Below are 22,015 nucleotides of genomic sequence, written 5' to 3' on the forward strand. Positions count from 1 at the left end.
GCGACCTCCGGGAGGGGAATCCGCAATCGAACCGGGATTCCGCTGCTCCTTGTCCTGTCTGATGCGGGCAGCGCGCATTGCGTTCCCGATGCAGCCGGGATCCGCGGGATGTCCGGACGGAACCGGTTGCTGAAGCAGGCGCGAAGCCGTATTCCACCTGCGCGGCACAAGTTCCCGTCGACGCCGCCTAATTTATGTACTGGTCAGTTTGATATTCAGGGGCGATTCCGTCGGCTAACGGATAATTCACACCTGTCGACCGGCAAGCCATTGCCGCCAGGTCGATCAAACCAAAATAAAAAGGTAATCCGTAATGAAGACTTCCCTGATCGCTCTGGGCCTGCTGGCCGCCCTGCCGTTCGCTGCTTCGGCGACCGATGGCCTGTCCTACAACTACGTGGAAGGTGGTTACGTGAACACCGATGCCAAGGGCGGCGACGCCGATGGCTGGAAGGTGAAGGGTTCGGTGGCCGTGCACCCGAACTTCCATGTCTTCGGCGACTACAGCGCCCAGGAGACCGACAAGTTCAAGAATGACGTCGACCAGTGGCGCGTGGGCGTGGGCTACAACTACGGCGTCGCCCCGAACACCGACCTGCTGGCCCGCGTGGCCTACCAGCGCTTCGACCTGCAGCATGCCCCGACCCTCAATGGCTACAGCGCCGAGGTCGGCGTGCGTACCGCCTTCACCCCGATGATCGAAGGCTATGCCCTGGCCGGCTACGAGGACTACAGCAAGAAGGCCGGCTACAACCCCGACGGCGAGTTCTACGGCCGCGTCGGCGCCGCCGCCAAGTTCACCCCGAACTGGGGCGTGAGCGGCGAAGTGAAGCTGGGCAAGGGCGGCGACAAGGAGTGGTTCGTCGGCCCGCGCTTCACCTGGTAAGCCACTAGTACATCGTTTCAAGGCGCGTGCTCTCTCTCCCCCGCGCCTCCGGAGCCCGGTCCCCACGACCGGGCTCTTTCTTTTCCGGCCGCCGCGTTCTCCCGGATGCCACAAAAAAAGCCCGGCATTGCCGGGCTTTTTCGCTCATCTTCACCGATTCCTACTTGAACAGCGTTTCCGGGTATTCCGGCTTCTGTTCGCGGGCCAGCAGTTGCTTCAGGCCATCTGAGGGACTCAGTTCGCCGTGCAGCACCGATTGCACCGCCTTGGAAATCGGCAGATCGATGCCGTGGCGACCGGCCTGACGCATGACCTCATCGGCAGTCTGCACCGACTCGACCACCTGGCCGATCTCCTTCACCGCTTCCGGCAGGCTCTGCCCACGCCCCAGCGCCAGGCCGAGCCGCCTGTTGCGCGACAGGTCGCCGGTGCTGGTGAGCACCAGGTCGCCCAGCCCGGCCAGGCCCATCAGGGTCTCGGGCTTGCCGCCGATGGCCGCGGCCAGCCGCAGCATTTCGTTGAGGCCACGGGTGATCAGGCCGGCGCGGGCGTTCAGGCCCAACTGCATGCCATCGGCCACGCCGGTAGCCACCGCCAGCACGTTCTTCATGGCCCCGCCCAGTTCGGCGCCGACCATGTCGTCGCCCGTATAGGCACGGAACGCCGGGCCATGCATGGCGTCGGCGACCTGCTGGGTGAACACGGCATCGTCGCCGTGGACGGTGATCGCCGTGGGCAGGCCCAGGGTCACTTCCTTGGCGAAGGACGGGCCGGTGACCACTGCCAGCGGCACGTCCGGGCCCAATACTTCGCGCGCGACCTCATGCAGGAAGCGACCGGAACCGGGCTCGAAGCCCTTGGTCGCCCAGGCCACGCCGGCACCGGCCGGCAGCAGCGGCGCCAAAATGCGTACGGTTTCGCCGAAGGCATGCGACGGCACCACCACCAGGATCCAGCGGGCACCGGCGACGGTACCGGCCAGATCGGTGCTGGCGCGCAGGGAATCGGGCAGCGGAATCCCCGGCAGGTACCGGGGATTCTCGTGACGACGGTCGATCGCCTCGACCACGTTCGTGTCGCGTCCCCACAGCACGGTCGGGTGACCGTGCCGGGCCAGCAGGCTGGCCAGCGCGGTGCCCCAGGAGCCCGCGCCGAGAACGGCGATCTTTTCCGCGTCGTTGGTACTCATCCGCAGGGATGGACGCCGATCAGGCGTTGCCGGCCGGCTCGGAGTCGGCCAGCGAAGCGCCGTCGGCCTGCTGCTGGCGCTGGCGCAGGGTTTCGGCGTACAGGCCTTCGAAGTTGATCGGCTGCAGGTAGAACGGCGGGAAGCCGCCGGCCTGGATCAGTTCCGACACCATCGAACGCACGTACGGGAACAGGATGTTCGGGCACTGGGTGCCGAGCAGCACGTCGATCGCCTGCGGCTCCAGGCCGATCAGGCCGAACACGCCGGCCTGCTCCACTTCGGCCACGTAGGCGGTCTTGTCGCCGGCCTTGCAGGTCAGGGTCACGCCCAGCACCACTTCGAAGGCGTTCTCGGACAGGCGCTGCACCTTCTGGTTCAGGTTCAGCTGCAGGTCCGGCTGCACGTTCTCGTTGAAGATGGTCGGCGAGTTCGGGGATTCGAAGGAAACGTCCTTGACGTAGATCTTCTCGACGGTGAACGCCGGGCCGTTGTTGGCTTCGGCCGGAACGGCGTTGTTGTTCTCTTCGGACATTTCTCTATGACTCCAGAACGGTTCGTTCGTTGAATGGGATTGTTACAGGACCTGCGATGGGGGCGGCATCGGCCCCGCACAAGGGCTTAACGTCAAATGAAGGCTCAGCCGCGACCCTTGACCAGTGGCAGGTCCGCCGCCTGCCACGCCGCGATGCCACCATCGAGCACGGATACCTGCTCGAAACCGGCTTTCTTCAGCACCTTGGCGGCATTGGACGAGGCAGTGCCGGTGCCGGTGCGGCACACCAGCACCACCGGGGACTGCCTGGCCGAGGCCAGCAGCTTGTGCGTCGGGGTCAGCTGGGCGGGCTGCACGTTGCGGCTGCCGGTGATGTGGCCCTTCTCGAAGTCGCTGCCCGCCGACAGGTCGATCACCACCGCGTCGCCGGCATTGATCAGGCGGGTCAGTTCGGCCGGCTTGATCGATTTGTAGCCGCGGAACAGCCGTGCGATCTCGGTGACGATGATGGCGATGGTCAGGCCGGCGAAGGCCAGCGACAGCATCGGGTTTCGGCCAGCGAAGGCCAGCAGCTCTTCGTAATTCACTCGGGTCACGGGTAGACAAGCGGGCGGCGATTGTCGCACAAGCCGGCCGCGGGACGGCCAGCCCCGCCTATTGGCCCTGCCACAGGTCCGGCAGCCCCTGCGCCTGCCACCAGCGCTTGGCTTCGGGGTCCCAGCGCCAGCGTTCGGTCACCATCACCGTGCGTTCGGCCAGGGTATTGCGGTTGATCACGCCCATCTCCACCCGGCGCTCGACCGCGCCATCCGCAGCAACGCCGTTGGAGCGTTCGCGGTAGTTGGATACCTGCACCTGTTTATAGCGTTCGCGCTGCAGGTCGGTCAGCGGATGCGCCCGCCAGTATTCCGGGTCGATGAATCCCTCGGCGGCCTCGAAGTCGCTCCAGCGCACCGCCGCCACGTAGGCATCCTGGGTCTGGGTCAGCTTGTTGCGCTGGCTGCGGCTGGGGCCGGCGGCCTGGGCGGTCATGGCCATGCCCAGCAGCAGGACGAGGGCGGACTGGATGAGTCGTCGGTGCATGGTGTCTCCCCGGAACCGCACCATCCTACCCCTTGGCCAGGGCCACAAAGCGCCCTTCCAGCTCCGCGGCGCCACCCTCGATCTGCGCGCGCACGGTGATGCGCGCCCGGCCACGCTTGTCGAACAGGGCCAGGAAGGCGTCCCAGTCCTCATCCGGGGCCGCGCGCGCGGTGGCGTCCAGGTCGCCATAGACCGGCGCCCGGTAACGGATGCTGCTGTCGGCGACGTAGACCTCGGCGTCATGCCCGGCCAGCGACAGGCGCAGGCTTACCAGCGCCCAGCCGGCCAGGGTCATCACCGACGCGAGGCTGCCGCCGAAGGCATTGCCCTTGTCGTTGACGTTGGTGGCCAGCGGCGCCTGCAGGCGCAGCGCGCCATCGGCGTAGCCGGCGATGCGGATGCCCATCGCCGCGACCGGCGGCATCGCATCGAGGGTGGCCTGCAGTCGATGCAGCAGGGTGTCGCGGTCGGGTGTATCGGACATGGGGATCGTGCGGGAACAGGAAACGGGAAGCGCCCGCATAATGCATGGAATGAACAGCCGCGCCTATGTGCCGGCCGACACGGCCTGGTATCTGATTTCCCTGCGTCCTTCCGGCCAGCACGACGGGCTGCGTCGCGCCGCAGCCCGCCACGGCGCGCGCACGGTGGCGGTTTCGCCGTGGCGGCTGCGGATCCGCGACGATGCCGCGACCCGCGACCAATTGCTTCAGGCGCAGGCCTGCGACCGGCTGGTTTTCACCAGCCCGGCGGCCGCCACCGCTGCCGCCCGGCTGATGCCGCTCGGGCAGTTGAAGGCCGGCAGCCTCGTCGCCGTCGGCCAGGGCACGGCCCGCACGCTGATGCGGCATGGCGCTGCCGCCGTGCAGGCGCCCGAGCGCATGGACAGCGAGGGCCTGCTGGCGCTGTCGGCCATGGCCGACCTGGAAGGGAAACGAGTGGCGCTGATCACCGCGCCCGGCGGCCGCGGCATGATCGCCGCCCAGGTGCAGGCGCGGGGTGCGCAGCTGCTGCGCGTGGATGTCTACGAACGCGTGCCGCTGCAGGTTCCGGCGGCGCTGTGGTCGCGCCTGCAGGCGCTGGATGCCCCCACCGTGCTGGCGGTAAGCAGCGGCGAAGCACTCGAACGCGTGCTGCCACAGTTGCCGCCCGCCCTGCGCCGACGCTGGCAGGAGCAGCCGGTGGTCGCCGCCAGCGCGCGGCTCACGGAACTGGCCACGACGCTCGGCTTCGCCCATGCGCACGTGGCCGCCGGCCCCCTGCCGGGCCAGCTCGCCGACGCTGCCCAAGAGGCGTTGTTCCCCACCATGGCCTGAAACGGCCGGACGGCTTGCAGCCGCGCGGCATCGCGGGCGATGCTTGAAGCGCACCGCCGCCGCCCGCTGGGCGGCCTGCCAAGGATGCCGTACCCCCATGAACGACGATTCATCCCCCTCCCCGCAGCGCCGCACGGCGCGCTGGATCATCGCCATCCTGCTGTCCGCCGCGCTGGCCGCGGCCGCCTGGTTCGGCTGGCGGAGCTGGCAGGCGGAGCAGCGCCTGGCCGAACACAACCGCGCCACCGCCGGCCAGCAGCTGGCGGCGCTGCAGCAGTCGGTGGAGGCGCTGCGCCGCGACCAGCGCGCCAACGCGCGCGGCCTGCAGGACGTCGCCGCCACCAACCGCATCCTGCGCGACGAAGTGCTCGGCCTGGGCCAGCGCAACGCGCTGCTGGAGGAGAACGTCGCGCGCCTGGCCGACCATTCGCGCCAGGGCGCGCAGGCGGTGCGCCGCGAGGAGGCCGAGCTGCTGCTCAGCCAGGCGCAGCAGCGCCTGGCCTATGCCGGCGATCTGGACGGCGCCCGCCATCTGTATGCGCTGGCCGCCGGCGTGCTGGAGAGCATGGACAGCCCCGGCTACCTCAACCTGCGGCAGGCATTGCTGCAGGAACGCACCGCGGTGGACGCGCTCGGCCCGGGCGTCCGCGCCCGCACCGCCGGCCAGCTCACGCAGTGGGCCGGAGCGCTGGATTCCCTGCCGGAACAGGGCGGAGAGGTGGCCGACGCGCGGCCATCGTGGTGGCAGCAGATGCTCTCGCCACTGGTGCAGATCCGCCCGGCCGACCCGCAGGTGCTGGTGGCCCGTTCCGAACGCATCGCCGCCGGCGATGCGCTGCAGATCGAACTGAGCCTGGCCCGCGCCGCGCTGGAACGTGGCGATAGCGAGGGCTGGCAACAGGCGCTGCAACGCGTGGACGGCTGGCTGCTGCGGCTGTGGCCGGATTCGCCGCAGCGGCGCAATCAGCGCCATGCCCTGGCGGAACTGCGCAGGGTCGACCTGCGCATCGCCCTGCCGGAGCTGGGCAGTACCCTGCAGCAACTGCGCGGCATGCGCGACGGGAAGGTGGCGCCATGAAGGCATTCCGTTCGCTGGTGATCGTCCTGCTGGTGGCCGCCACCGGCATCCTCGGCGCGCAGTGGCTGGGGCAGGAGTCGGTACGCGGCATCGGCGAGGTGATCGTGCGCGCCGGCGGCAACGACTACATCGCCACCCTGCCGCAGGCGCTGCTGGCCCTGCTGATCGTCGGATTGCTGCTGTGGCTGCTGTGGACCCTGCTCAGCGCGCCGTTCCGCACCTGGGCACGCTACCGTCGCCGCCAGGGCCGCGCACGGCTGATCGACGGCCTGCAGGCCCTGGACAGCGGGCAATGGCAGCGCTCGGAAAAACTGCTGGTCAGCGCCGCCAGCGAAAAAGAGGTGCGCCCGATCGCGCTGGTCGCGGCGATGCGCGCAGCCGAAGCACGGGGCGATGCCGCCAGCGCCGGCCAGCACCTGCAGCAGCTGGGCGCGCTGGACGCCACCCTGCACGCGCTGCACAGCGCCGAGCGCTGGCTGCAGCTGGACAAGCCGCAGCAGGCCATTGACGCCCTGGACCTGCCGACCATCCAACCACTGCCGCCGCGCGGACTGTGGCTGCGCACCGACGCGCTGGCCCGCGCCGGCCGTGCCGAGGACGCCTACGGCCAGCTCGGCGCGCTGCGCCAGCAGCAGGCGGTGCCGGCCGACACCCTGGCCGCGCTGGAAACCCGGCTCGCCCTGCAGATGCTAGATGAGGCCACCGACGTGAACACGCTGGCCGCACGCTGGGAAGTCCTGCCCAGGGCGCTGCGCGGCACGCCGGCGGCGGTGTCGCGCTACGCCGGTCGCGCGGTGGCGCTGAACTGGAACGACGCGGCCCTGCACAGCATCGAGCAGGCGCTGGACAGCCACTGGGACGAAGCCTTGATCGCGCTCTATGGCGAACTGCCGGTGGACAAGCTCGATTCGCGCCGCGCCAGCGCACAGCGCTGGCTGCAGTCGCATCCGTCCAGCCCGGCGCTGCTGCTGACATTGGGGCGCCTGGCGCGCGGCCAGGGCCAATGGACGCAGGCCGAGGAGTTCCTGCACCGCGCCATCGCCCAGGGTGCCGGCATCGAGGCCTGGGAAGAACTGGGCGAAGGCTTCGCCGCCGCCGGCGAGGACGCGCTGGCCCGGCAGTGCCTGCTCAACGCGCTGCACCATCGCCGCGGGCACACCACGCAACCGCTGCAGCGCCGCGACCTGCGCCAGCAGATCCAGGACCATGCCGTGGCCGAAGAGCGCGACAGGCATGGTTTCCCGCGCTTGCCTGGTTGAACACCTCTCGCTCGAGGACGCCCATGAAGAAACTGGCCACACTCGCCCTGCTGGTACTTTCCACCTCGCCCGCGCTCGCGGAAAGCCGCTACGCGCAGGCGCGCGCACTGGCATTTGATGTCCTGGGCCATCAATACGAAAACACCCGCACTTCCGGCAATGTCTGCGCATTGGGGCTGCCGACCGAGGCGCAACGCAGCGCCATCAGCGCCGCATTGGCAAGCGTCGAGCCCCCTTTGCCCGAGTCGCCCGATCCCACGCTCGTTGCGGCGTCCGTCAACCCCGCCCTGCTGACCGAACGCAGCTGGCTCGATCCACTGATCCTGGCGACCTTCGCCGACGACGTGGCCATGCTCGAACGCATGGAAGCCAGCGGCCATCCCCTGCAGGAACGCGCTGGCGGTCTGTTGCAGGATGCGGTCCATGCCGGCTCGCGGCAGGTGCTCGATTACCTGCTGGCGCGCGGCGCGGCGCCGGATACGACCAACGAGTCCGGCGCCAGCGCCCTGATCGTCGCTGCGGCCAACAACCGGCTCGACATGGCCCGCGTCCTGCTCCAGGCCGGCGCATCACCGTACCTCGCGGCCGGCAGCGGCGCCACGGCGCTGCGTTATGCCGTCGGCTGCCGCAACCAGCCGATGGTGGACCTGCTGCTGGCGGCCGGCACCTCGCCGGACGAAAAGACCCGGCAATCGGCGATCAGACTCGGCATGCGCCTGAACAGCGCCGACCGTTGAGGCAGCAGAATTTCGCGGTACTTCGATAGAAGCGGCAACGGTTTGCACCCGCCGGACCGATCACGACACGCGCTCATCCCGCTCACGCCTTCAACTTTTCGGCCAGATTCGCGACCGGCGTATAGATGAACGCTTTGCCGATCTGCTGGCGACGCATCAGTTTCAACTCCGCCAATGCGGCAAGGTCGGTTCTGGCAGTCTGGTAGGTGACGCCATGCGCCTGCATGTGCCGGTCGATCCGATACACCTTGCCGGGGTGCCGCACGGCATCGAGCAGCAGCTCGCGCTGCCGGTGGTTCAATTTCGCACCCAGTCGTGAGGTTGGCTTGAGCAGGGTTTCTGCATGGCTGCGCTCCTGGACCTTTCTGGCGAGATAGCCGTGCAGTCCGTCAATCGCCTGGGCGATGACATCCAGATGGTGATCGACAAAATAGCCCAGGTCCGATTCGTCTGTTTCGGTGTACAGATAGGAGCGTAGGTATTGCGCCTTGGCCTGTTTGAAAACGCTGGAAATCGACAGGAATTCACTCAGCCAATAGCCGGAGCGGAGCATCGACCAGTAGAACAGCGCGCGTGCAGTCCGGCCATTGCCGTCACAGAAGGGATGGTCGTAGCCAATCTGGAAATGGAGGGCGATAGCCCGCACCACCGGATGCAGGAAGCCTTCCTCACCCACACCATTGGCAAAGTCGCATAGCGCCTGCAGGCGCTGTGGCAACTCGTGGGCGGGAGGCGGCATGTGCAGCACGCGCCCCTCCTCGTCTTCCACCACCACGTTGTCCACCTGTGTGCGCAGCCTGCCGCTTTGGCCCGCGTCCTCCAGCGTCCCATCGGTCACCAGACGGTGGATCTCGAACACCGCATCCGGCGTCAAAGGCTGGTCCTTCCAGCGCCTCAATTCCTGCATGGCGAGGAAATTGTTGAAGATCATCCGCTCGCCGCGATCCTTGGGATCACGGCCGCTGCGCAGCATCTCCTTGGCAACGGCTCGCGTGGTGCCCGCGCCTTCCAGCTGCGAGGATGTCATGGCTTCTTCGATCTGCGAACGCAGCACGAATTTCTGCCGGGCGCGCTCATCCTCGATCTGATCCAGTCCCCGCAACGAGCCGGATGCCTGCTGGGTGATGGTGTGCAGCCTGCTCGCCATCGAGTCGGTAACGGCAAGGCGGAACTGCCGCCCTTCCCGGTCCCGCAGCGGTAGATCGCGTGCGGAGGCATTCCGGGCCAGTTTGATGCCCAGCCACCATTGTTCGACCGTCAGCCCTTGTGGCGGCGTGAGATGGCGCAGATGGTCCCAATGTTCATAGACACCCCGGACCTCCGGCCCGATGCGTCGATGCAGCAGGTCACCCAAACCTTGGGAGTGGGCATGCAACAAGCCGAGGAAAGACGGCGGCTGGACAGGTATCTTCATGACACCTGTCAATCTACTACTAATTTACATCAATTTAGTATCAAATCACCAATTTCAACTTAACTTGTTGTTTTATGAATATTTATCGCTCGATGATCGCCACCACGCCCATGCCACCGGCGGTGCAGATCGACACCAGCGCGCGGCCGCCGCCGCGTTCGGCCAGTTCCCTGGACACGGTGGCGACGATGCGCGCGCCGGTGGCGGCGAACGGGTGGCCGGTGGCCAGCGACGAACCCAGCGGATTGATCTTCTCCGGGTCGATGCGGCCCAGCGGCGCATCCAGGCCCAGGCGGTTGCGGCAGTAGTCCTCGCTCTCCCAGGCGCGCAGCGTGCACAGCACCTGCGCGGCGAAGGCCTCGTGGATTTCGTAGATGTCGAAGTCCTGCAGGGTCAGGCCGTTGCGCCGGAGCATCTCCGGCACGGCGATGGTCGGCGCCATCAGCAGGCCTTCGCCGTGTACGAAATCCACCGCCGCCACCTGCGCGTCGCGCAGGTACGCCAGCGGTTCGTGACCGTGGGCCCGCGCCCATTCCTCGCTGGCCAGCAGCACCGCGGCGGCGCCATCGGTCAGCGGCGTGGAGTTGGCCGCGGTGAGCGTGCCGCGGCCGGAGGTCTTGTCGAATGCCGGTTTCAGCGTGGCCAGCTTCTCCAGCGAAGTGTCAGGACGCAGGATGTTGTCGCGCTCGACGCCGCGGAACGGCGCGATCAGGTCACCGAAGAAACCGCGCTCGTAGGCGGCGGCCAGTTTCCTGTGCGAGGACACCGCCCACTCGTCCTGCGAATCGCGCGAGATGTTCCACTCCTTGGCCATGTCCTCGCAGTGGTCGCCCATGCTCTTGCCGGTGCGCGGCTCGGCCACGCCGGGGAACTCGGGCTTGAGCTCGGACAGGCGGAAACCGGACAACAGCGCCTTGACCTTGTCGCCGGTGGTCTTGGCGCGGTTGGCGGCCAGCAGGCGCCCGCGCAGCTTCTTGCCGTAGACGATCGGCACGTCGGAAGTGGTGTCCGAACCGCCGCCGATGCCCGAGTCGATCTGGCCCAGGGCGATCTTGTTGGCCACGGTGATGATGCTGTCCAGCGAGGTGCCGCAGGCGCGCTGCAGGGTGATGCCCGGGGTCAGCGGCGACAACCCGGAGGACAGCGCGGCCTCGCGGCCGAGGTTCCAGTCGCTGGGATGCTTGATCACCGCGCCCATCGCCACTTCGCCGAGCTGCTGCCCATGCAGGCCGAAGCGCTCGACCAGCGCGCCGAGCGTGCGCACCGACATGCCGAGATTGCCGACATCCGCGTAGGCGGTGTTCTGGCGGCAGAACGGGATGCGGACACCACCGAGGATGGCGACGGGACGGGCGCTGGACATGCGGTTACCTGGGGCTGGTGGGGGAAGGCGACGCGGACCTGCCTGCGGCAGCAGGCATAATGGACATCGAGTGTAGCTTCGAGCCTGTGACGGGCCAACCGCGAACCATGAGCAATTCCAACCCCGACATGAACGCACTGGGCGTGATGGCACTGGAACTGGCCGGCGGCCAGCAGCCCCGGCTCGCGGCGCTGCCTTCCGGGCAGGCCGGCGAACTGGCCGCGCTGGTGGGCCGCGACCTTCAGAAACTGGTACCGCAGGCCAGCGGGCTGGACCTGGTGCTGGCCGCGGCGCATTTCGACCCGGCCGAGGTGCTGCGCCCGGGCTGGCCTATCCACCGGCGCCTGGAAGAGCTGCAGATGCGCGCCCCCGGCCGCAACCAGGGACCGCGCCTGCTCGCCTTCGGCGCCGACGCGGCCGGCGACGTGCCCCTGCCCCTGCAGGCCGACCCGGCGCTCACCGGTGGCGGCCTGCGCGTATTGCCGTTCGTGCTGACCGGCAGCGATGCCGCGCTGCTGGCCGAAACCCGCGACGCACTGGAAGACGTGCTGCTGGCCAACGGCATGGCCCAGGCCGATACCGCGCTGCTGGCGCAGAACGCATTCGGCGCGCAGGTCGAGCACGCGCGCTATTTCACCGTCAACGACCTGGCCGCGATGATGGCCATGCAGTACGACAACCAGGGCCTGACCGGACTATGGCCGGTGCTGGAAACGGCGATGTTCTCGCCGGAGCGCGAGCAGTGGCTGGACGCCGCGCCCGAGCCGCTGCTGCGCTATGCCGGCAGCGAGGTGCGCATGGCGCTGTTCGACCCGGCCGGCTGGTGCGCGTACTACGCGCAGGACAAGAACGACTGCGACCGCCTGCAGCGCATCTACGAGCAGTATCTGATGCGCCAGCGGCAGATGGCCGCGGTGCTCGAAGCGCATGGGCTGGACGTGCTGTACGTGCATGTCGAAGCGGGGCAGGATGCGCGCGTGGTGATGGCGCGCTGACGGCCCGGCAGGCCGGCGCCAGCCAGCTTCGAATGAAAACGCCGGCATCCGCCGGCGTTTTCCGTTGGTGCAGCGGAAGCCTTATTCAGCCTTGCTGATCACCGCGCAGGCCAGGCGCGCGCCGGCATTGCCGGTCGGCTGGCTGTGGTAATCGTCCGGGTCGGCATGGACGATCAGGCCGCGGCCGATGATGTCGAAGCCATCGCCCTTGCCGGCGTTGACGTTGCTCGATACCGGCCCGTCGACGTGCGCATTGCCCTGCGCGTCGGCGACGATGTTGGGCATGTCGCCGCCATGGTGCGCGGTCGCGTCGATGCTGCCGTGCTCGGCATTGCCCGGGTTGAAGTGACCGCCGGCGCTGGTGCCGTCCGGCGCGCTGCAGTCGCCCTTCTCGTGGATGTGGAAACCGTGCTCGCTGCCCGGCTTCAGGCCGCTGATGTCGCCGCTGGCATGCAGCCTGCCGTCCACGACGGTGAAGCGGATGCTGCCCTTGACGGTGCTGTCCTTGGTCGGCTGCAGGTCGGCGGTGGCAACGGCCGCTGCGCTGGCTGCCGCGGGCTCCATGGCTGGCGGCGCGGCAGGATCGGCGGCCGGCGCCGGCGCGCTGGCAACGTCGGCGGGTGTAGCAGCGGGCTCGGCGTCCTGCTTGCAGGCACTCAGCGCCAGGGCGCTGGCGAGGAACAGGCTGGTGTGGATCAAACGCATCGTCGTACTCCCTTCGTTGAACTGGAACGGCCGGATCGCCGCATTCAGCGGGTGACGTGGATCACGCCGCAGGCGACCCGGGCGCCGGCGTTGCCCGCCGGCTGGCTGTGGTAGTCGTCGGCGTCGGCATGGACCACCAGGGCGCGGCCGGCGATGTCGTTGGCCGCGCCGCCGCCAAGGGTAACGCCGCGCAGGTGTACGTCCACGTGCACGACGCCTTCGGCGTTGGCCAGCAGGTTGTCCATGTCGCCGGCATGATGCGCGCCGCCGCCGGTACGGCCATGCGCCTGCGCCGACGGATTGAAGTGGCCACCAGCGCTGCCGGCATCCACCGCGCTGCAGTCGCCCTTCTCGTGCACGTGGAATGCGGCCTGGCGGCCGCGCTGCAGGCCGCCGATCACGCCGGTGATGTGCACGCCGCCGGCTTCCGGCACCAGTGCGACGCGTCCACTGACCAAGCTGGCCGAGGCGGGCGCGAGATTCGCTTCGGCCATCCGCGCGGTGCTGACCGCCGCCGGCACCGGTGGCGCTTCCGGCTTGACGGGCGGACGGGTGCCGCAACCGGCCAACAGGGCGGTGCCGACGAGAGTCGTCAGGGAAAAGCGAAGACGCATGTATCACTCCTTGCAGTGTGCAGCCGGCGCGGCGCCCATCCGTCCTGCAGGATGGAACGCTGGCGCGGTCTCGTTCGTGAAGCCCTGCAAAGATGCCTGTTCGATGCCCGCGGGTCGAGCGCGGCTCAGCGTTTCCGCCCCGGCCCCAGCTTCCGCGTGACCGTGTTGCGGCCGAGGCCGAGCCGTGCCGCGGCGTCGCCGCGATGTCCATCGGTGGCGGCCAGCGCGGCTTCCAGCAGCACCGCCTCCATGCGCTCGCGCACTTCAGCATGCAGGCCACTGGCACCTTCGGCCAGGCGTTGCCGCGCCCATTGCGCCAGCGCCCGGTCCCATTGTGCGGGCGCGACCGCTGCATCGGCCACGCGCGCGCGGCCGCCACGGGCCAGCGCCGCCTGCACGTCGGCCGCGGAGATGGTGTCGGCCACCGCCAGGGCGGCCAGGCGCCAGCACACGTTCTCCAGTTCGCGCACGTTGCCGGGCCAGTCGTGCTGGCGCAGTGCCTGCACGGCGGCGCCGGACAGGCGCTTGGGCGGCATATCGAGGCGACGCGCGGCATTGGCCAGGAAGTTCGCAGCCAGCGTCGCCACGTCGTCCATTCGTTCGCGCAGCGGCGGCAGCCACAGCCGCACCATGTCCAGCCTATGCAGCAGGTCGGCGCGGAAGCGGCCCTGCTCGACCAGCGCCTCCAGGTCCTGGTGGGTGGCGGCGACCACGCGCACATCGACATGGATCAGCTCGCGCCCGCCGACGCGGAAGAACTCGCCTTCGGCCAGCACGCGCAGCAGCCGCGTCTGCAGCGGCAGCGGCATGTCGCCGATCTCGTCCAGGAACAGGGTGCCGCCATGGGCCTGTTCGAAGCGGCCGATATGGCGCTTGCTCGCACCGGTGAAGGCGCCGGCCTCGTGGCCGAACAGTTCGCTCTCCAGCAATTCGGCGGGAATGGCGGCGGTGTTGAGCGCGACGAACGGGCCGCGCGCGCGCGGCGATTCGCGGTGCAGCGCGTTGGCCACCAGTTCCTTGCCGGTGCCGGTCTCGCCGTTGATCAGTACCGACAACGGCGCCTGCGCCAGGCGCCCAATCGCGCGGAACAGCGCGCGCATGGCCGGGGTGTCGCCGATCAGCTGCGGCGCTTCGTTGCCCGGCGCGGCCGCGTGCGCCGTTTCCGCGCGCGGCTCGGGTTCTGGCAGCGCGCGGCGCGCCAGTTCCACCGCGTCGTCCAGGTCGAACGGTTTGGACAGGAATTCATGCGCGCCGCCGCGGAACGCGCCGGCGGTGCTGGCCACGTCGGTGTAGGCCGACATCACGATGACCGGCAGCTGCGGATGCGCGGCCTTGAGCTTTTCCAGCAGGACCAGCCCGTCGTCACCGGGCATGCGCACGTCGGTGAACAGCAGGTCGGGCACCGGCTGCCGCGCCAGGGCATCGAGCGCCGCCGCGGCGCTGTCGAAACCCTCCACGGTGTAGCCGGCATCGCGCAGCGCGGTGGTCAGGACGAAGCGCACCGCGCGGTCGTCGTCCACCACCCAGATCGTGGCCGCAGACGCGGCGGCATCAGGCATCGGCCACCTCCTTTTCCTCGCCGGTGGCCGGCAACGGCAGCAGCAGGGTGAACACGGTATGCCCGGGGCGCGAGCGGAAGCTCAGCGTGCCGCGGTGCTCGCGCGCCACTTGCTGCGCCAGCGCCAGGCCGAGGCCGGTGCCTTCGGCGCGGCCGCTGACCAGCGGCAGGAACAAGTGTTCGGCCAGGTCGTCCGGTACGCCGCGGCCGTCGTCGGCCACTTCCAGGCGCAGCGCCAGCGGCGAGGCATGCTCGGTGACGCGCACGCCATGTTCGACGCGGGTGCGCAGCACGATGCGGGTGGCGCCGGCCTGGATCGCGTTGCGCACCAGGTTGAGCAGCGCCTGGGTCAGGCGGTCGGCGTCGCCGGCGAATTCGGGGATGCTCGGGTCGTAATCGCGCTGCAGCTGCAGGGCCCAGCCGGCCTCGTTCTCGGCCAGGCGCAGCACGCGTTCGAGTGCGGCATGGATGTTGAGCGGCGCGTGCGGCCGCTGCGGCGCCGGCGACAGCAGCTGCTCGAGCAGGGCGTTGAGACGTTCGATCTCGGCGCCGATCAGGTCGATCAGTTCGCTTTCGGCGGCATCGCGGTTGCCCGCGCGGCGCGCCAGCAGCTGCGCCGCTCCTTTCAGCCCGGCCAGCGGATTGCGCAGTTCATGGGCCAGCCCCTTGAGCGCGGCGGCGAACGCGCCGGGCAGCACCTGCGCCGGATCGGGCGCGGCGAACTCGTCCACCGGATGCGCCTCCAGCAGCCAGCCACCGGCGTCCAGCGGCGTCAGCCAGCCCTCGGCGAAACGGGCACGCTCGCCGGGCAACGCCAGCGCCAGCCGCGGCAGGCGCGTGGCATCGGTGCCGTCACGGTGCCCCAGCCTTTCGGCCAGGTCGTCTCCCTGGCTCTCCAGCGAAGCCAGCGGCTGACCCAGCAGGCGCCGCACGCTGACGCCCAGCCAGCGGCAGAACGCTGGATTCGCCCCGGCGATGCGGCCGTCCGCCGCGGCCCACACCAGGGGCGTGGCCATCATGTCGGCAGTGGGCAGGGATCCGGTATCGCGCATTGCACCAATGTAGTGCAAAGCCGGCCGCCCTGCCGACTCCTGCTCAGGCCTCGTAGGCCGATTCGCCATGGCTGCTGATGTCCAGGCCGGTGCGCTCGGCTTCCTCGCTCACGCGCAGGCCGACCAACGCGCGCACTGCCAGCAGGACCAGCGCGGTGATCGCCGCGCTCCACAGCACGGTGAAGCCGACGCTGACCGCCTGCACCCACAGCTGGTGCGCGATATCCAGTCCTGCCCGGGTGCCGCCGAGCGATTGTGCGCTGAACACGCCGGTGAGGATCGCCCCGACGATGCCACCGACGCCATGCACGCCGAACACGTCGGCGGTGTCGTCGACCCGCAGCAGGCGCTTGAGCCCGGTGACACCCCATACGCAGAGCATGCCGGTGACCAAGCCGATCACGATGGCGCCCAGCGGCCCCACCGTGCCGCAGGCCGGGGTCACGCCGACCAGGCCGGCGACCGCGCCCGATGCCGCGCCCAGCGCCGAGGGATGGCCCTTGGTCACCGCTTCCACCAGCGTCCAGCCCAGCACCGCCGCCGCGGTGGCCAGCACGGTGTTGATGAAGGCCAGCGATGCCACGGTATCGGCGGCGGCCGCCGAGCCGGCGTTGAAGCCGAACCAGCCCACCCACAGCAGCATCGCGCCGAGCCAGGTCAAGGGCAGGTTGTGCGGCTTCAAGGCCACGTGGCCGTAGCCCAGGCGCTTGCCGACGAACCATGCCGCCACCAGTCCGGCGACACCGGCATTGATGTGCACCACGGTGCCGCCGGCGAAGTCGATGGCGCCCATTTCGCCCAACCAGCCGCCGCCCCAGACGGTGTGCGCCATCGGCAGATAGCCCAGGGTGAACCACAGCGCCGAGAACAGCAGTACCGCGCGGAAGCGGATGCGCTCGGCGAAGGCGCCGACAATGAGGGCTGTGGTGATGCCGGCGAACGTGGACTGGAAGGCCACGAACAGATAGTCCGGCAGGCCGGCGATGGGCGTGTTGCCCACCGATTCCGGGCCGAAGCCGCGGAGGAAGGCGAACTGCGTGAACGAGCCGAACAGCGCGTTGCCCGCGCTGAACACCACGCTGTAGCCGTAGGCCACCCACAGCAGCAGCACCAGCGAGAACACCACCAGCACCTGGCTGAGCACCGACAGCACGTTCTTGGCGCGCACCAGGCCGCCGTAGAACAGCGCCAGCCCGGGCACCACCATCATCAGCACCAGCAGCGTTGAAGTGAGCATCCAGGCCACGTCGCCACGGTCGAACGCGGGCGCGGCTTCCTGCGCCGATGCAGCCAGGGGAAGCATCGCCAGCGCAAGGCCGGCGGATGCGGATGACAGGCACAGACCACCGACCCGGGCCTTGGGCCCGGTGAAAATTTCCGTTCGCATTGTCGACTCCGGTTGTGGGGGAAGCTGCTGGCGGCCTGCCGTTGCCCGGCGGCAGCCGCCACCGGAGGACGGGGCGTCAGCGGGTTGTCAGAGCGCGTCGGCGCCTGTTTCGCCGGTGCGGATGCGCACCACCTGCTCGAGCGGGGTGACGAAGATCTTGCCGTCGCCGATCTTGCCGGTACCGGCGGCCGCCTGCAGGGTTTCGATCACCGCATCCACGTTGTCGTCGGTGACGGCGGTTTCGATGCGGATCTTGGGAAGGAAATCGACCACGTACTCGGCGCCGCGGTACAACTCGGTGTGGCCCTTCTGCCGGCCGAAGCCCTTGACCTCGGTGACGGTGATGCCGGAAACGCCGGCCGCGCCCAAGGCTTCGCGCACTTCGTCGAGCTTGAACGGGCGGATGATGGCGGAGATCAGTTTCATGCGCGGGTCCCGATGTGGAGGAGACCGGCCGTCGCGGGCCGGCATCGTGTCATCCATCGGCCAGGAAACGGCCGCTGGCGTTGCGCCGGATGCGCTGCGGGCCGGTGACGCGGGGAGGAAGGCTGGCCCGCGCGGCGCGTTTCCGGGTTCTCTTGCCACTGCCTGGGTGTTGCCGGGGTTTGCCGCCGGGTGGCGGCGATGGCGAAAGCGGGAGGGAGGGACTTTGCCATCGCCGCCGTTGCCGGCGGCAAGGGGGTGGGCGGCCGCGCGATGCGGCCGCCTCTCATCAGCTGGCGTAGTACAGCTGGTACTCCAGCGGGTGGGTGGCCGCGCGGAACGCGGTCACTTCCTTCATCTTCAGCGCGATGTAGGCATCGATGAAGTCGTCGCTCATCACGCCGCCGGCCTTGAGGAACTCGCGGTCCTTGTCCAGCGCCTCCAACGCCTGGTCGAGCGAGGAGCAGACCTGCGGGATCAGCTTCTCTTCTTCCGGCGGCAGGTCGTACAGGTCCTTGTCCGAAGGAGCACCGGGGTCGATCTGGTTACGGATGCCGTCCAGGCCGGCCATCATCAGCGCGGTGAAGGTCAGGTAGCCGGACTGGATCGGGTCCGGGAAACGCATCTCGATGCGGCGCGCCTTCGGGTTGGACACCCACGGGATGCGGCACGAGGCCGAGCGGTTGCGCGCCGAGTAGGCCAGCATCACCGGCGCCTCGAAGCCCGGCACCAGGCGCTTGTAGCTGTTGGTGCCGGAATTGGTGAAGGCGTTGATGGCGCGCGCGTGCTTGAAGATGCCGCCGATGTACCACAGCGCCATCTGCGACAGGCCGCCGTAGCCGTCGCCGGAGAACAGGTTCTTGCCCTCCTTGGCCAGCGACTGGTGCACGTGCATGCCGCTGCCGTTGTCGCCGACCAGCGGCTTGGGCATGAAGGTGACGGTCTTGCCGTTGCGGTGCGCCACGTTCTTGATGACGTGCTTCATGCGCTGCAGTTCGTCGGCCTTGGTGACCAGCGTGTTGAACTTGGCGCCGATCTCGCACTGGCCGGCGTTGGCCACTTCGTGGTGGTGCACTTCGACCTCGATGCCGACCTTTTCCAGCACCTTGCACATCTCGGCGCGGATGTCGTGCAGCGAATCGGTCGGCGGCACCGGGAAGTAGCCGCCCTTCACGGTCGGGCGGTAGCCGCTGTTGGTGCCTTCGTAGCTCTTGCCGGTGTTCCAGGCGCCTTCCTCGGAGTTGATCTTGAAGAAGGTGTGGCCCATGTCATTGGCGAACTGGACCGAGTCGAAGATGAAGAATTCCGGCTCCGGGCCGAAGAAGGCCAGGTCGGCGATGCCCGAGGATTTCAGGAAGGCCTCGGCGCGCTTGGCGATGCCGCGCGGGCAGCGGCCGTAGCCCTGCATGGTGGCCGGATCGAGCACGTCGCAGGTCAGCACCAGGGTCGGATCGGCGTAGAACGGATCCAGGTAGGCGCTGTCCGGATCCGGCAGCAGCACCATGTCCGATTCGGCGATGCCCTTCCAGCCGGCGATCGAGCTGCCATCGAACATCTTGCCTTCCTCGAACAACGACGGCTCGACGATGGAGACCGGGAAGGTCACGTGCTGCTCGATGCCGCGCATGTCGACGAAACGCAGATCGATGAACTCGATCTGGTTGTCCTTGATCAGCTTCTCGATATTTTCCAGGGACATCGGGCAAAACCTCGGATGGGAGTGGCGTGCCTTGATCAAAGCAACTCGCATGCCAACTTCCAATGATTCGCAAGCCATTGTTTCCAAAGGAATCCGGTAGATCCACGAGCACCGAATTGCACCAAAAAGGTGCATTTCATGAAGAGACGCACTGTATGGGTGCAGAAAGCTTGATGCTCTATCCTCTGCCGGTCCTCAGCCATCCCACGCCCATGTCCGACCCGATTTCCGCCCTGCTGCTTGGCATTCTCGAAGGCCTCACCGAATTCCTGCCCGTTTCCAGCACCGGCCACCTGCTGATCGCCGAACGCTGGCTCGGCGCCCGCTCGGACTTCTTCAACATCGTCATCCAGGCCGGCGCCATCCTCGCCGTCGCCCTGGTGTTCCGGCAGCGGCTGTGGTCGCTGGGCACCGGCCTGGGCGAACGCGGGAACCGCGACTACGTACTGAAGCTGGGCACCGCTTTCCTGGTGACCGCGGTGGTCGGCCTGCCGGTGCGCCTGGCCGGCTGGCAGCTGCCGGAGACGGTCACGCCGGTGGCCTGGGCACTGGTCATCGGCGGCGTCTGGATGCTGCTGGCCGAGCGCTTCGCCGCACGCCTGCCCGACCGCGACACCGTTACCTGGAGGGTCGCCGTCGGCGTGGGCCTGGCGCAGGTGGTGGCCGGCATATTCCCGGGCACCTCGCGTTCGGCCGCGGCGATCTTCCTGGCCATGCTGCTGGGCCTGAGCCGGCGCTCGGCTGCGGCCGAGTTCGTGTTCCTGGTCGGCATCCCGACCATGTTCGCGGCCAGCGCCTATGCCTTCCTCGAACTGGCCCGCCACGGCCAGCTCGGCCACCAGGACTGGGGCGATGTCGGCATCGCCTTCGCCGCCGCCGTGATCACCGGCTTCGTGGTGGTGAAGTGGCTGCTGGGCTACATCAAGCACCATCGCTTCACGTGGTTCGCGATATACAGGCTGGCGTTGGGCGCCGCGCTGCTGCTGTTCCTGCCTGCTGGAAACTGAATGCGGAAAGCCACCGGCGACCCCGCAGCCGGCTGTCATACGTTTGCATGCCCTCCATCCATGGCGGCCCCCTCCGGCCATCGCTGCCGCGATGTCGAAAAACCGCTCCAGGCGGTTTTTTCCCATCCATCCTTTCCACATGCTTCCCAAGGAGTACGACATGAAGCGCATCCTGCTGCTGGCCCTGCCCATCGCCCTGATGACTGCCTGCAACAACACCCCCTCCACCGCCCAGGGCGACGCCACGCCCGCGGCCGACACCGCGCCGGCCGCTGCGGCCGCGCCGGTCGACGGCAAGCAGCTCGGCGCCAGCCACTGGGTGCTCGACAACGCCACCGACAGCGCCGGCAAGCGCATCGACGCACTGTTCGTGCGCGCCGACAAGCCGGTCACGCTGAATTTCGTTGATGGCCGCCTTTCCGTGGACAACGCCTGCAACCGCATGGGCGGCGGCTACACCCTGGCCGGCAGCGAGATGACCGTCTCGCGCATGGCCTCGACGATGATGGCCTGCACCGACCAGGCGCTGATGGCGCTGGACCAGGCCGTGGGCAGCCGCCTGGAAGGCACGCTGAAGATCGATCAGCTCGACGCCTCCACGCTCAAGCTGACCAGCGCCACCGGCGACGTGCTGAGCTTCCGCGGCGAGCCGACCGCCGAGACCCGCTATGGCGGCCCGGGCGAGACGGTGTTCCTCGAAGTCGATGCACAGACCAAGCCCTGCCCGCACCCGCTGATCCCCGACAAGCAGTGCCTGCAGGTGCGCGAAGTGCACTACGACGACAAGGGCCTGGAACAGGGCAAGCGCGGCGAGTTCAGCAATTTCTACGACGGCATCGAGGGCTATGCCCATGAGGACGGCGTGCGCAATGTGCTGCGGGTCAAGCGCTATGCGGTGAAGAACCCGCCGGCCGACGCGTCCTCGCAGGCCTACGTGCTGGACATGGTGGTCGGTTCGGAAACGGTGAAGAAGTAACCGGCATCGCCACACCTGGAAATGACGAAGGGCGCCTTGCGGCGCCCTTCGTTTTGCTCTGCAGGAGCGCCCTGTAGGAGCGCACTTCAGTGCGCGAGGGGGCTTTCCCGGTAGAGCCTCATCGCGCACTGAAGTGCGCTCCTACGAGTGCTCCTGCGGAGATCAGGCCAGGGCCGGATTGAGCGTGTAGGTGCCATGCACCGTGGCTTCGGCCAGCACGTGGCCGTGCATGGCGCGGTGCGCGTCGGCAGCGGTGAAATCGCCTTCGACCGGCAGGTGTTCCACGTCCAGCGCGAACAGGCGGAAGAAGTAACGGTGCACGCGCTCGTCGTTGAACGGCGGGTACGGACCGTCGTAGCCGCGGTAGAGGCCGGCCATGTCCGGGTTGCCGGCGAACCAGGCGGTGTAGTCGTTCACGCCCTGGCGCGCGCCGGCCGGGCCCACCGGCGGCTGTTTGCCGCGCGCGGTGAAGCCTTCGCTGCAGCTGCCGGCGGCGATCTCGCGCAGCGACGCGGGAATGTCCACCATCACCCAGTGGATGAACTCGCCGCGCGGCTGCTCCAGCGGGATGGTGACGTCGTCGCGGCCGACCAGCTCCGGCACGGTCGGGACATCCGGGTCCACGCAGACCAGCGCGAACGAGCGCGCACCGGCCGGCACATCGCTCCAGGCCAGCTGCGGGTTGCGGTTCGCGGCGAAGCCGCTGGCGTCGCCGGCGGCGTATCCGGCCGGGATCGGCTCGCCGTTGCCAAAACTCTGGCTGCTCAGTTTCATTGCCTTC

Annotated in this window: 23 protein-coding genes; 8 read left to right on the forward strand and 15 right to left on the reverse strand. The window is 68.6% G+C overall.

Going from position 1 to position 22,015, the window contains the following annotated elements:
* Positions 1–313 precede the first annotated feature (313 nt).
* Positions 314–886 carry an OmpO family porin gene (locus AC1DGW_RS13255; protein ID WP_478023715.1) on the forward strand — a complete coding sequence of 191 codons (573 nt, stop codon included), beginning with the start codon at positions 314–316 and terminating at the stop codon, positions 884–886.
* Positions 887–1,046: 160 nt separating this feature from the next.
* On the opposite strand, the gene AC1DGW_RS13260 is transcribed toward AC1DGW_RS13255, so the two are convergent.
* From AC1DGW_RS13260 to AC1DGW_RS13280, 5 genes are all read right to left on the reverse strand, one after another.
* Complete coding sequence (locus AC1DGW_RS13260) at positions 1,047–2,075, reverse strand: NAD(P)H-dependent glycerol-3-phosphate dehydrogenase (protein ID WP_478023717.1); 1,029 nt, start codon at positions 2,073–2,075, stop codon at positions 1,047–1,049.
* Between the two features lie 19 nt (positions 2,076–2,094).
* Positions 2,095–2,607: a protein-export chaperone SecB gene (secB, locus tag AC1DGW_RS13265; RefSeq protein WP_478023720.1), complete on the reverse strand. Its 513-nt coding sequence runs from the start codon at positions 2,605–2,607 to the stop codon at positions 2,095–2,097.
* Between the two features lie 104 nt (positions 2,608–2,711).
* Entirely contained in the window at positions 2,712–3,155 is a 444-nt protein-coding gene (locus AC1DGW_RS13270) for a rhodanese-like domain-containing protein (protein ID WP_478023722.1), read from the reverse strand.
* A 67-nt stretch (positions 3,156–3,222) separates the two neighbouring features.
* The gene (locus AC1DGW_RS13275) at positions 3,223–3,651 is read right to left on the reverse strand and encodes a hypothetical protein (protein ID WP_478023724.1); all 429 of its coding nucleotides are present in this window, start codon (positions 3,649–3,651) and stop codon (positions 3,223–3,225) included.
* A gap of 25 nt (positions 3,652–3,676) precedes the next feature.
* Positions 3,677–4,135 carry a YiiD C-terminal domain-containing protein gene (locus AC1DGW_RS13280; protein WP_478023726.1) on the reverse strand — a complete coding sequence of 153 codons (459 nt, stop codon included), beginning with the start codon at positions 4,133–4,135 and terminating at the stop codon, positions 3,677–3,679.
* A 49-nt stretch (positions 4,136–4,184) separates the two neighbouring features.
* On the opposite strand from AC1DGW_RS13280, the gene AC1DGW_RS13285 reads away from it, so the two are divergent.
* The 4 genes from AC1DGW_RS13285 to AC1DGW_RS13300 all read left to right on the forward strand — a co-directional run bounded on the left by AC1DGW_RS13285 (position 4,185) and on the right by AC1DGW_RS13300 (position 8,041).
* Positions 4,185–4,967 carry a uroporphyrinogen-III synthase gene (locus AC1DGW_RS13285; protein WP_478023728.1) on the forward strand — a complete coding sequence of 261 codons (783 nt, stop codon included), beginning with the start codon at positions 4,185–4,187 and terminating at the stop codon, positions 4,965–4,967.
* Positions 4,968–5,064: 97 nt separating this feature from the next.
* Entirely contained in the window at positions 5,065–6,045 is a 981-nt protein-coding gene (locus tag AC1DGW_RS13290) for a uroporphyrinogen-III C-methyltransferase (RefSeq protein WP_478023730.1), read from the forward strand.
* The gene (locus AC1DGW_RS13295; protein ID WP_478023732.1) at positions 6,042–7,304 is read left to right on the forward strand and encodes a heme biosynthesis HemY N-terminal domain-containing protein; all 1,263 of its coding nucleotides are present in this window, start codon (positions 6,042–6,044) and stop codon (positions 7,302–7,304) included. The genes AC1DGW_RS13290 and AC1DGW_RS13295 overlap by 4 nt, the downstream gene beginning before the upstream one ends.
* 23 nt (positions 7,305–7,327) lie before the next feature.
* Positions 7,328–8,041, forward strand: a complete 714-nt coding sequence (locus tag AC1DGW_RS13300) for an ankyrin repeat domain-containing protein (protein ID WP_478023735.1) — start codon at positions 7,328–7,330, stop codon at positions 8,039–8,041.
* A gap of 82 nt (positions 8,042–8,123) precedes the next feature.
* Here AC1DGW_RS13300 and AC1DGW_RS13305 read toward each other — a convergent pair whose 3' ends face one another.
* On the reverse strand, positions 8,124–9,455 hold the full coding sequence (locus AC1DGW_RS13305; protein ID WP_478023738.1) for a Fic family protein: 1,332 nt from the start codon (positions 9,453–9,455) through the stop codon (positions 8,124–8,126).
* An 82-nt stretch (positions 9,456–9,537) separates the two neighbouring features.
* Complete coding sequence (locus AC1DGW_RS13310; RefSeq protein ID WP_478023740.1) at positions 9,538–10,818, reverse strand: acetyl-CoA C-acetyltransferase; 1,281 nt, start codon at positions 10,816–10,818, stop codon at positions 9,538–9,540.
* Between the two features lie 107 nt (positions 10,819–10,925).
* Here AC1DGW_RS13310 and AC1DGW_RS13315 point away from each other — a divergent pair, with 107 nt between their 5' ends.
* Positions 10,926–11,813, forward strand: coding sequence for a hypothetical protein (locus tag AC1DGW_RS13315; protein ID WP_478023742.1), 888 nt, complete (start codon positions 10,926–10,928; stop codon positions 11,811–11,813).
* A gap of 81 nt (positions 11,814–11,894) precedes the next feature.
* On the opposite strand, the gene AC1DGW_RS13320 is transcribed toward AC1DGW_RS13315, so the two are convergent.
* The 7 genes from AC1DGW_RS13320 to glnA all read right to left on the reverse strand — a co-directional run bounded on the left by AC1DGW_RS13320 (position 11,895) and on the right by glnA (position 19,251).
* On the reverse strand, positions 11,895–12,518 hold the full coding sequence (locus AC1DGW_RS13320; protein ID WP_478023744.1) for a superoxide dismutase family protein: 624 nt from the start codon (positions 12,516–12,518) through the stop codon (positions 11,895–11,897).
* Between the two features lie 44 nt (positions 12,519–12,562).
* Positions 12,563–13,132 carry a superoxide dismutase family protein gene (locus tag AC1DGW_RS13325; protein WP_478023746.1) on the reverse strand — a complete coding sequence of 190 codons (570 nt, stop codon included), beginning with the start codon at positions 13,130–13,132 and terminating at the stop codon, positions 12,563–12,565.
* A 125-nt stretch (positions 13,133–13,257) separates the two neighbouring features.
* On the reverse strand, positions 13,258–14,691 hold the full coding sequence (gene ntrC / locus AC1DGW_RS13330; protein ID WP_478023748.1) for a nitrogen regulation protein NR(I): 1,434 nt from the start codon (positions 14,689–14,691) through the stop codon (positions 13,258–13,260).
* The gene (locus tag AC1DGW_RS13335) at positions 14,684–15,742 is read right to left on the reverse strand and encodes a two-component system sensor histidine kinase NtrB (protein WP_478023751.1); all 1,059 of its coding nucleotides are present in this window, start codon (positions 15,740–15,742) and stop codon (positions 14,684–14,686) included. The genes ntrC and AC1DGW_RS13335 overlap by 8 nt, the downstream gene beginning before the upstream one ends.
* Positions 15,743–15,785: 43 nt before the next feature.
* On the reverse strand, positions 15,786–17,129 hold the full coding sequence (locus AC1DGW_RS13340) for an ammonium transporter (protein ID WP_478023753.1): 1,344 nt from the start codon (positions 17,127–17,129) through the stop codon (positions 15,786–15,788).
* 87 nt (positions 17,130–17,216) lie between these two features.
* Positions 17,217–17,555 carry a P-II family nitrogen regulator gene (locus AC1DGW_RS13345; RefSeq protein ID WP_055772808.1) on the reverse strand — a complete coding sequence of 113 codons (339 nt, stop codon included), beginning with the start codon at positions 17,553–17,555 and terminating at the stop codon, positions 17,217–17,219.
* A 286-nt stretch (positions 17,556–17,841) separates the two neighbouring features.
* Positions 17,842–19,251, reverse strand: a complete 1,410-nt coding sequence (gene glnA, locus AC1DGW_RS13350; RefSeq protein ID WP_478023755.1) for a type I glutamate--ammonia ligase — start codon at positions 19,249–19,251, stop codon at positions 17,842–17,844.
* 212 nt (positions 19,252–19,463) lie between these two features.
* Here glnA and AC1DGW_RS13355 point away from each other — a divergent pair, with 212 nt between their 5' ends.
* Positions 19,464–20,258, forward strand: coding sequence for an undecaprenyl-diphosphate phosphatase (locus AC1DGW_RS13355; protein ID WP_478023855.1), 795 nt, complete (start codon positions 19,464–19,466; stop codon positions 20,256–20,258).
* Between the two features lie 160 nt (positions 20,259–20,418).
* The gene (locus tag AC1DGW_RS13360; protein WP_478023757.1) at positions 20,419–21,234 is read left to right on the forward strand and encodes a DUF4377 domain-containing protein; all 816 of its coding nucleotides are present in this window, start codon (positions 20,419–20,421) and stop codon (positions 21,232–21,234) included.
* Positions 21,235–21,396: 162 nt separating this feature from the next.
* Here AC1DGW_RS13360 and AC1DGW_RS13365 read toward each other — a convergent pair whose 3' ends face one another.
* Positions 21,397–22,008 carry a YbhB/YbcL family Raf kinase inhibitor-like protein gene (locus AC1DGW_RS13365; protein WP_478023759.1) on the reverse strand — a complete coding sequence of 204 codons (612 nt, stop codon included), beginning with the start codon at positions 22,006–22,008 and terminating at the stop codon, positions 21,397–21,399.
* Positions 22,009–22,015 lie beyond the last annotated feature (7 nt).

The sequence above is a fragment of the Stenotrophomonas sp. 05N423 genome, from assembly GCF_056397145.1.

What these genes read in the sequence shown, in the direction of transcription:
- AC1DGW_RS13255 (WP_478023715.1), top strand. Translation starts at nt 314, where the DNA reads ATGAAGACTTCCCTGATCGCTCTGGGCCTGCTGGCCGCCCTGCCGTTC.
- AC1DGW_RS13260 (WP_478023717.1), bottom strand. Translation starts at nt 2,075, where the DNA reads ATGAGTACCAACGACGCGGAAAAGATCGCCGTTCTCGGCGCGGGCTCC.
- secB (WP_478023720.1), bottom strand. Translation starts at nt 2,607, where the DNA reads ATGTCCGAAGAGAACAACAACGCCGTTCCGGCCGAAGCCAACAACGGC.
- AC1DGW_RS13275 (WP_478023724.1), bottom strand. Translation starts at nt 3,651, where the DNA reads ATGCACCGACGACTCATCCAGTCCGCCCTCGTCCTGCTGCTGGGCATG.
- AC1DGW_RS13280 (WP_478023726.1), bottom strand. Translation starts at nt 4,135, where the DNA reads ATGTCCGATACACCCGACCGCGACACCCTGCTGCATCGACTGCAGGCC.
- AC1DGW_RS13285 (WP_478023728.1), top strand. Translation starts at nt 4,185, where the DNA reads ATGAACAGCCGCGCCTATGTGCCGGCCGACACGGCCTGGTATCTGATT.
- AC1DGW_RS13290 (WP_478023730.1), top strand. Translation starts at nt 5,065, where the DNA reads ATGAACGACGATTCATCCCCCTCCCCGCAGCGCCGCACGGCGCGCTGG.
- AC1DGW_RS13295 (WP_478023732.1), top strand. Translation starts at nt 6,042, where the DNA reads ATGAAGGCATTCCGTTCGCTGGTGATCGTCCTGCTGGTGGCCGCCACC.
- AC1DGW_RS13300 (WP_478023735.1), top strand. Translation starts at nt 7,328, where the DNA reads ATGAAGAAACTGGCCACACTCGCCCTGCTGGTACTTTCCACCTCGCCC.
- AC1DGW_RS13305 (WP_478023738.1), bottom strand. Translation starts at nt 9,455, where the DNA reads ATGAAGATACCTGTCCAGCCGCCGTCTTTCCTCGGCTTGTTGCATGCC.
- AC1DGW_RS13310 (WP_478023740.1), bottom strand. Translation starts at nt 10,818, where the DNA reads ATGTCCAGCGCCCGTCCCGTCGCCATCCTCGGTGGTGTCCGCATCCCG.
- AC1DGW_RS13315 (WP_478023742.1), top strand. Translation starts at nt 10,926, where the DNA reads ATGAGCAATTCCAACCCCGACATGAACGCACTGGGCGTGATGGCACTG.
- AC1DGW_RS13320 (WP_478023744.1), bottom strand. Translation starts at nt 12,518, where the DNA reads ATGCGTTTGATCCACACCAGCCTGTTCCTCGCCAGCGCCCTGGCGCTG.
- AC1DGW_RS13325 (WP_478023746.1), bottom strand. Translation starts at nt 13,132, where the DNA reads ATGCGTCTTCGCTTTTCCCTGACGACTCTCGTCGGCACCGCCCTGTTG.
- ntrC (WP_478023748.1), bottom strand. Translation starts at nt 14,691, where the DNA reads ATGCCTGATGCCGCCGCGTCTGCGGCCACGATCTGGGTGGTGGACGAC.
- AC1DGW_RS13335 (WP_478023751.1), bottom strand. Translation starts at nt 15,742, where the DNA reads ATGCGCGATACCGGATCCCTGCCCACTGCCGACATGATGGCCACGCCC.
- AC1DGW_RS13340 (WP_478023753.1), bottom strand. Translation starts at nt 17,129, where the DNA reads ATGCGAACGGAAATTTTCACCGGGCCCAAGGCCCGGGTCGGTGGTCTG.
- AC1DGW_RS13345 (WP_055772808.1), bottom strand. Translation starts at nt 17,555, where the DNA reads ATGAAACTGATCTCCGCCATCATCCGCCCGTTCAAGCTCGACGAAGTG.
- glnA (WP_478023755.1), bottom strand. Translation starts at nt 19,251, where the DNA reads ATGTCCCTGGAAAATATCGAGAAGCTGATCAAGGACAACCAGATCGAG.
- AC1DGW_RS13355 (WP_478023855.1), top strand. Translation starts at nt 19,464, where the DNA reads ATGTCCGACCCGATTTCCGCCCTGCTGCTTGGCATTCTCGAAGGCCTC.
- AC1DGW_RS13360 (WP_478023757.1), top strand. Translation starts at nt 20,419, where the DNA reads ATGAAGCGCATCCTGCTGCTGGCCCTGCCCATCGCCCTGATGACTGCC.
- AC1DGW_RS13365 (WP_478023759.1), bottom strand. Translation starts at nt 22,008, where the DNA reads ATGAAACTGAGCAGCCAGAGTTTTGGCAACGGCGAGCCGATCCCGGCC.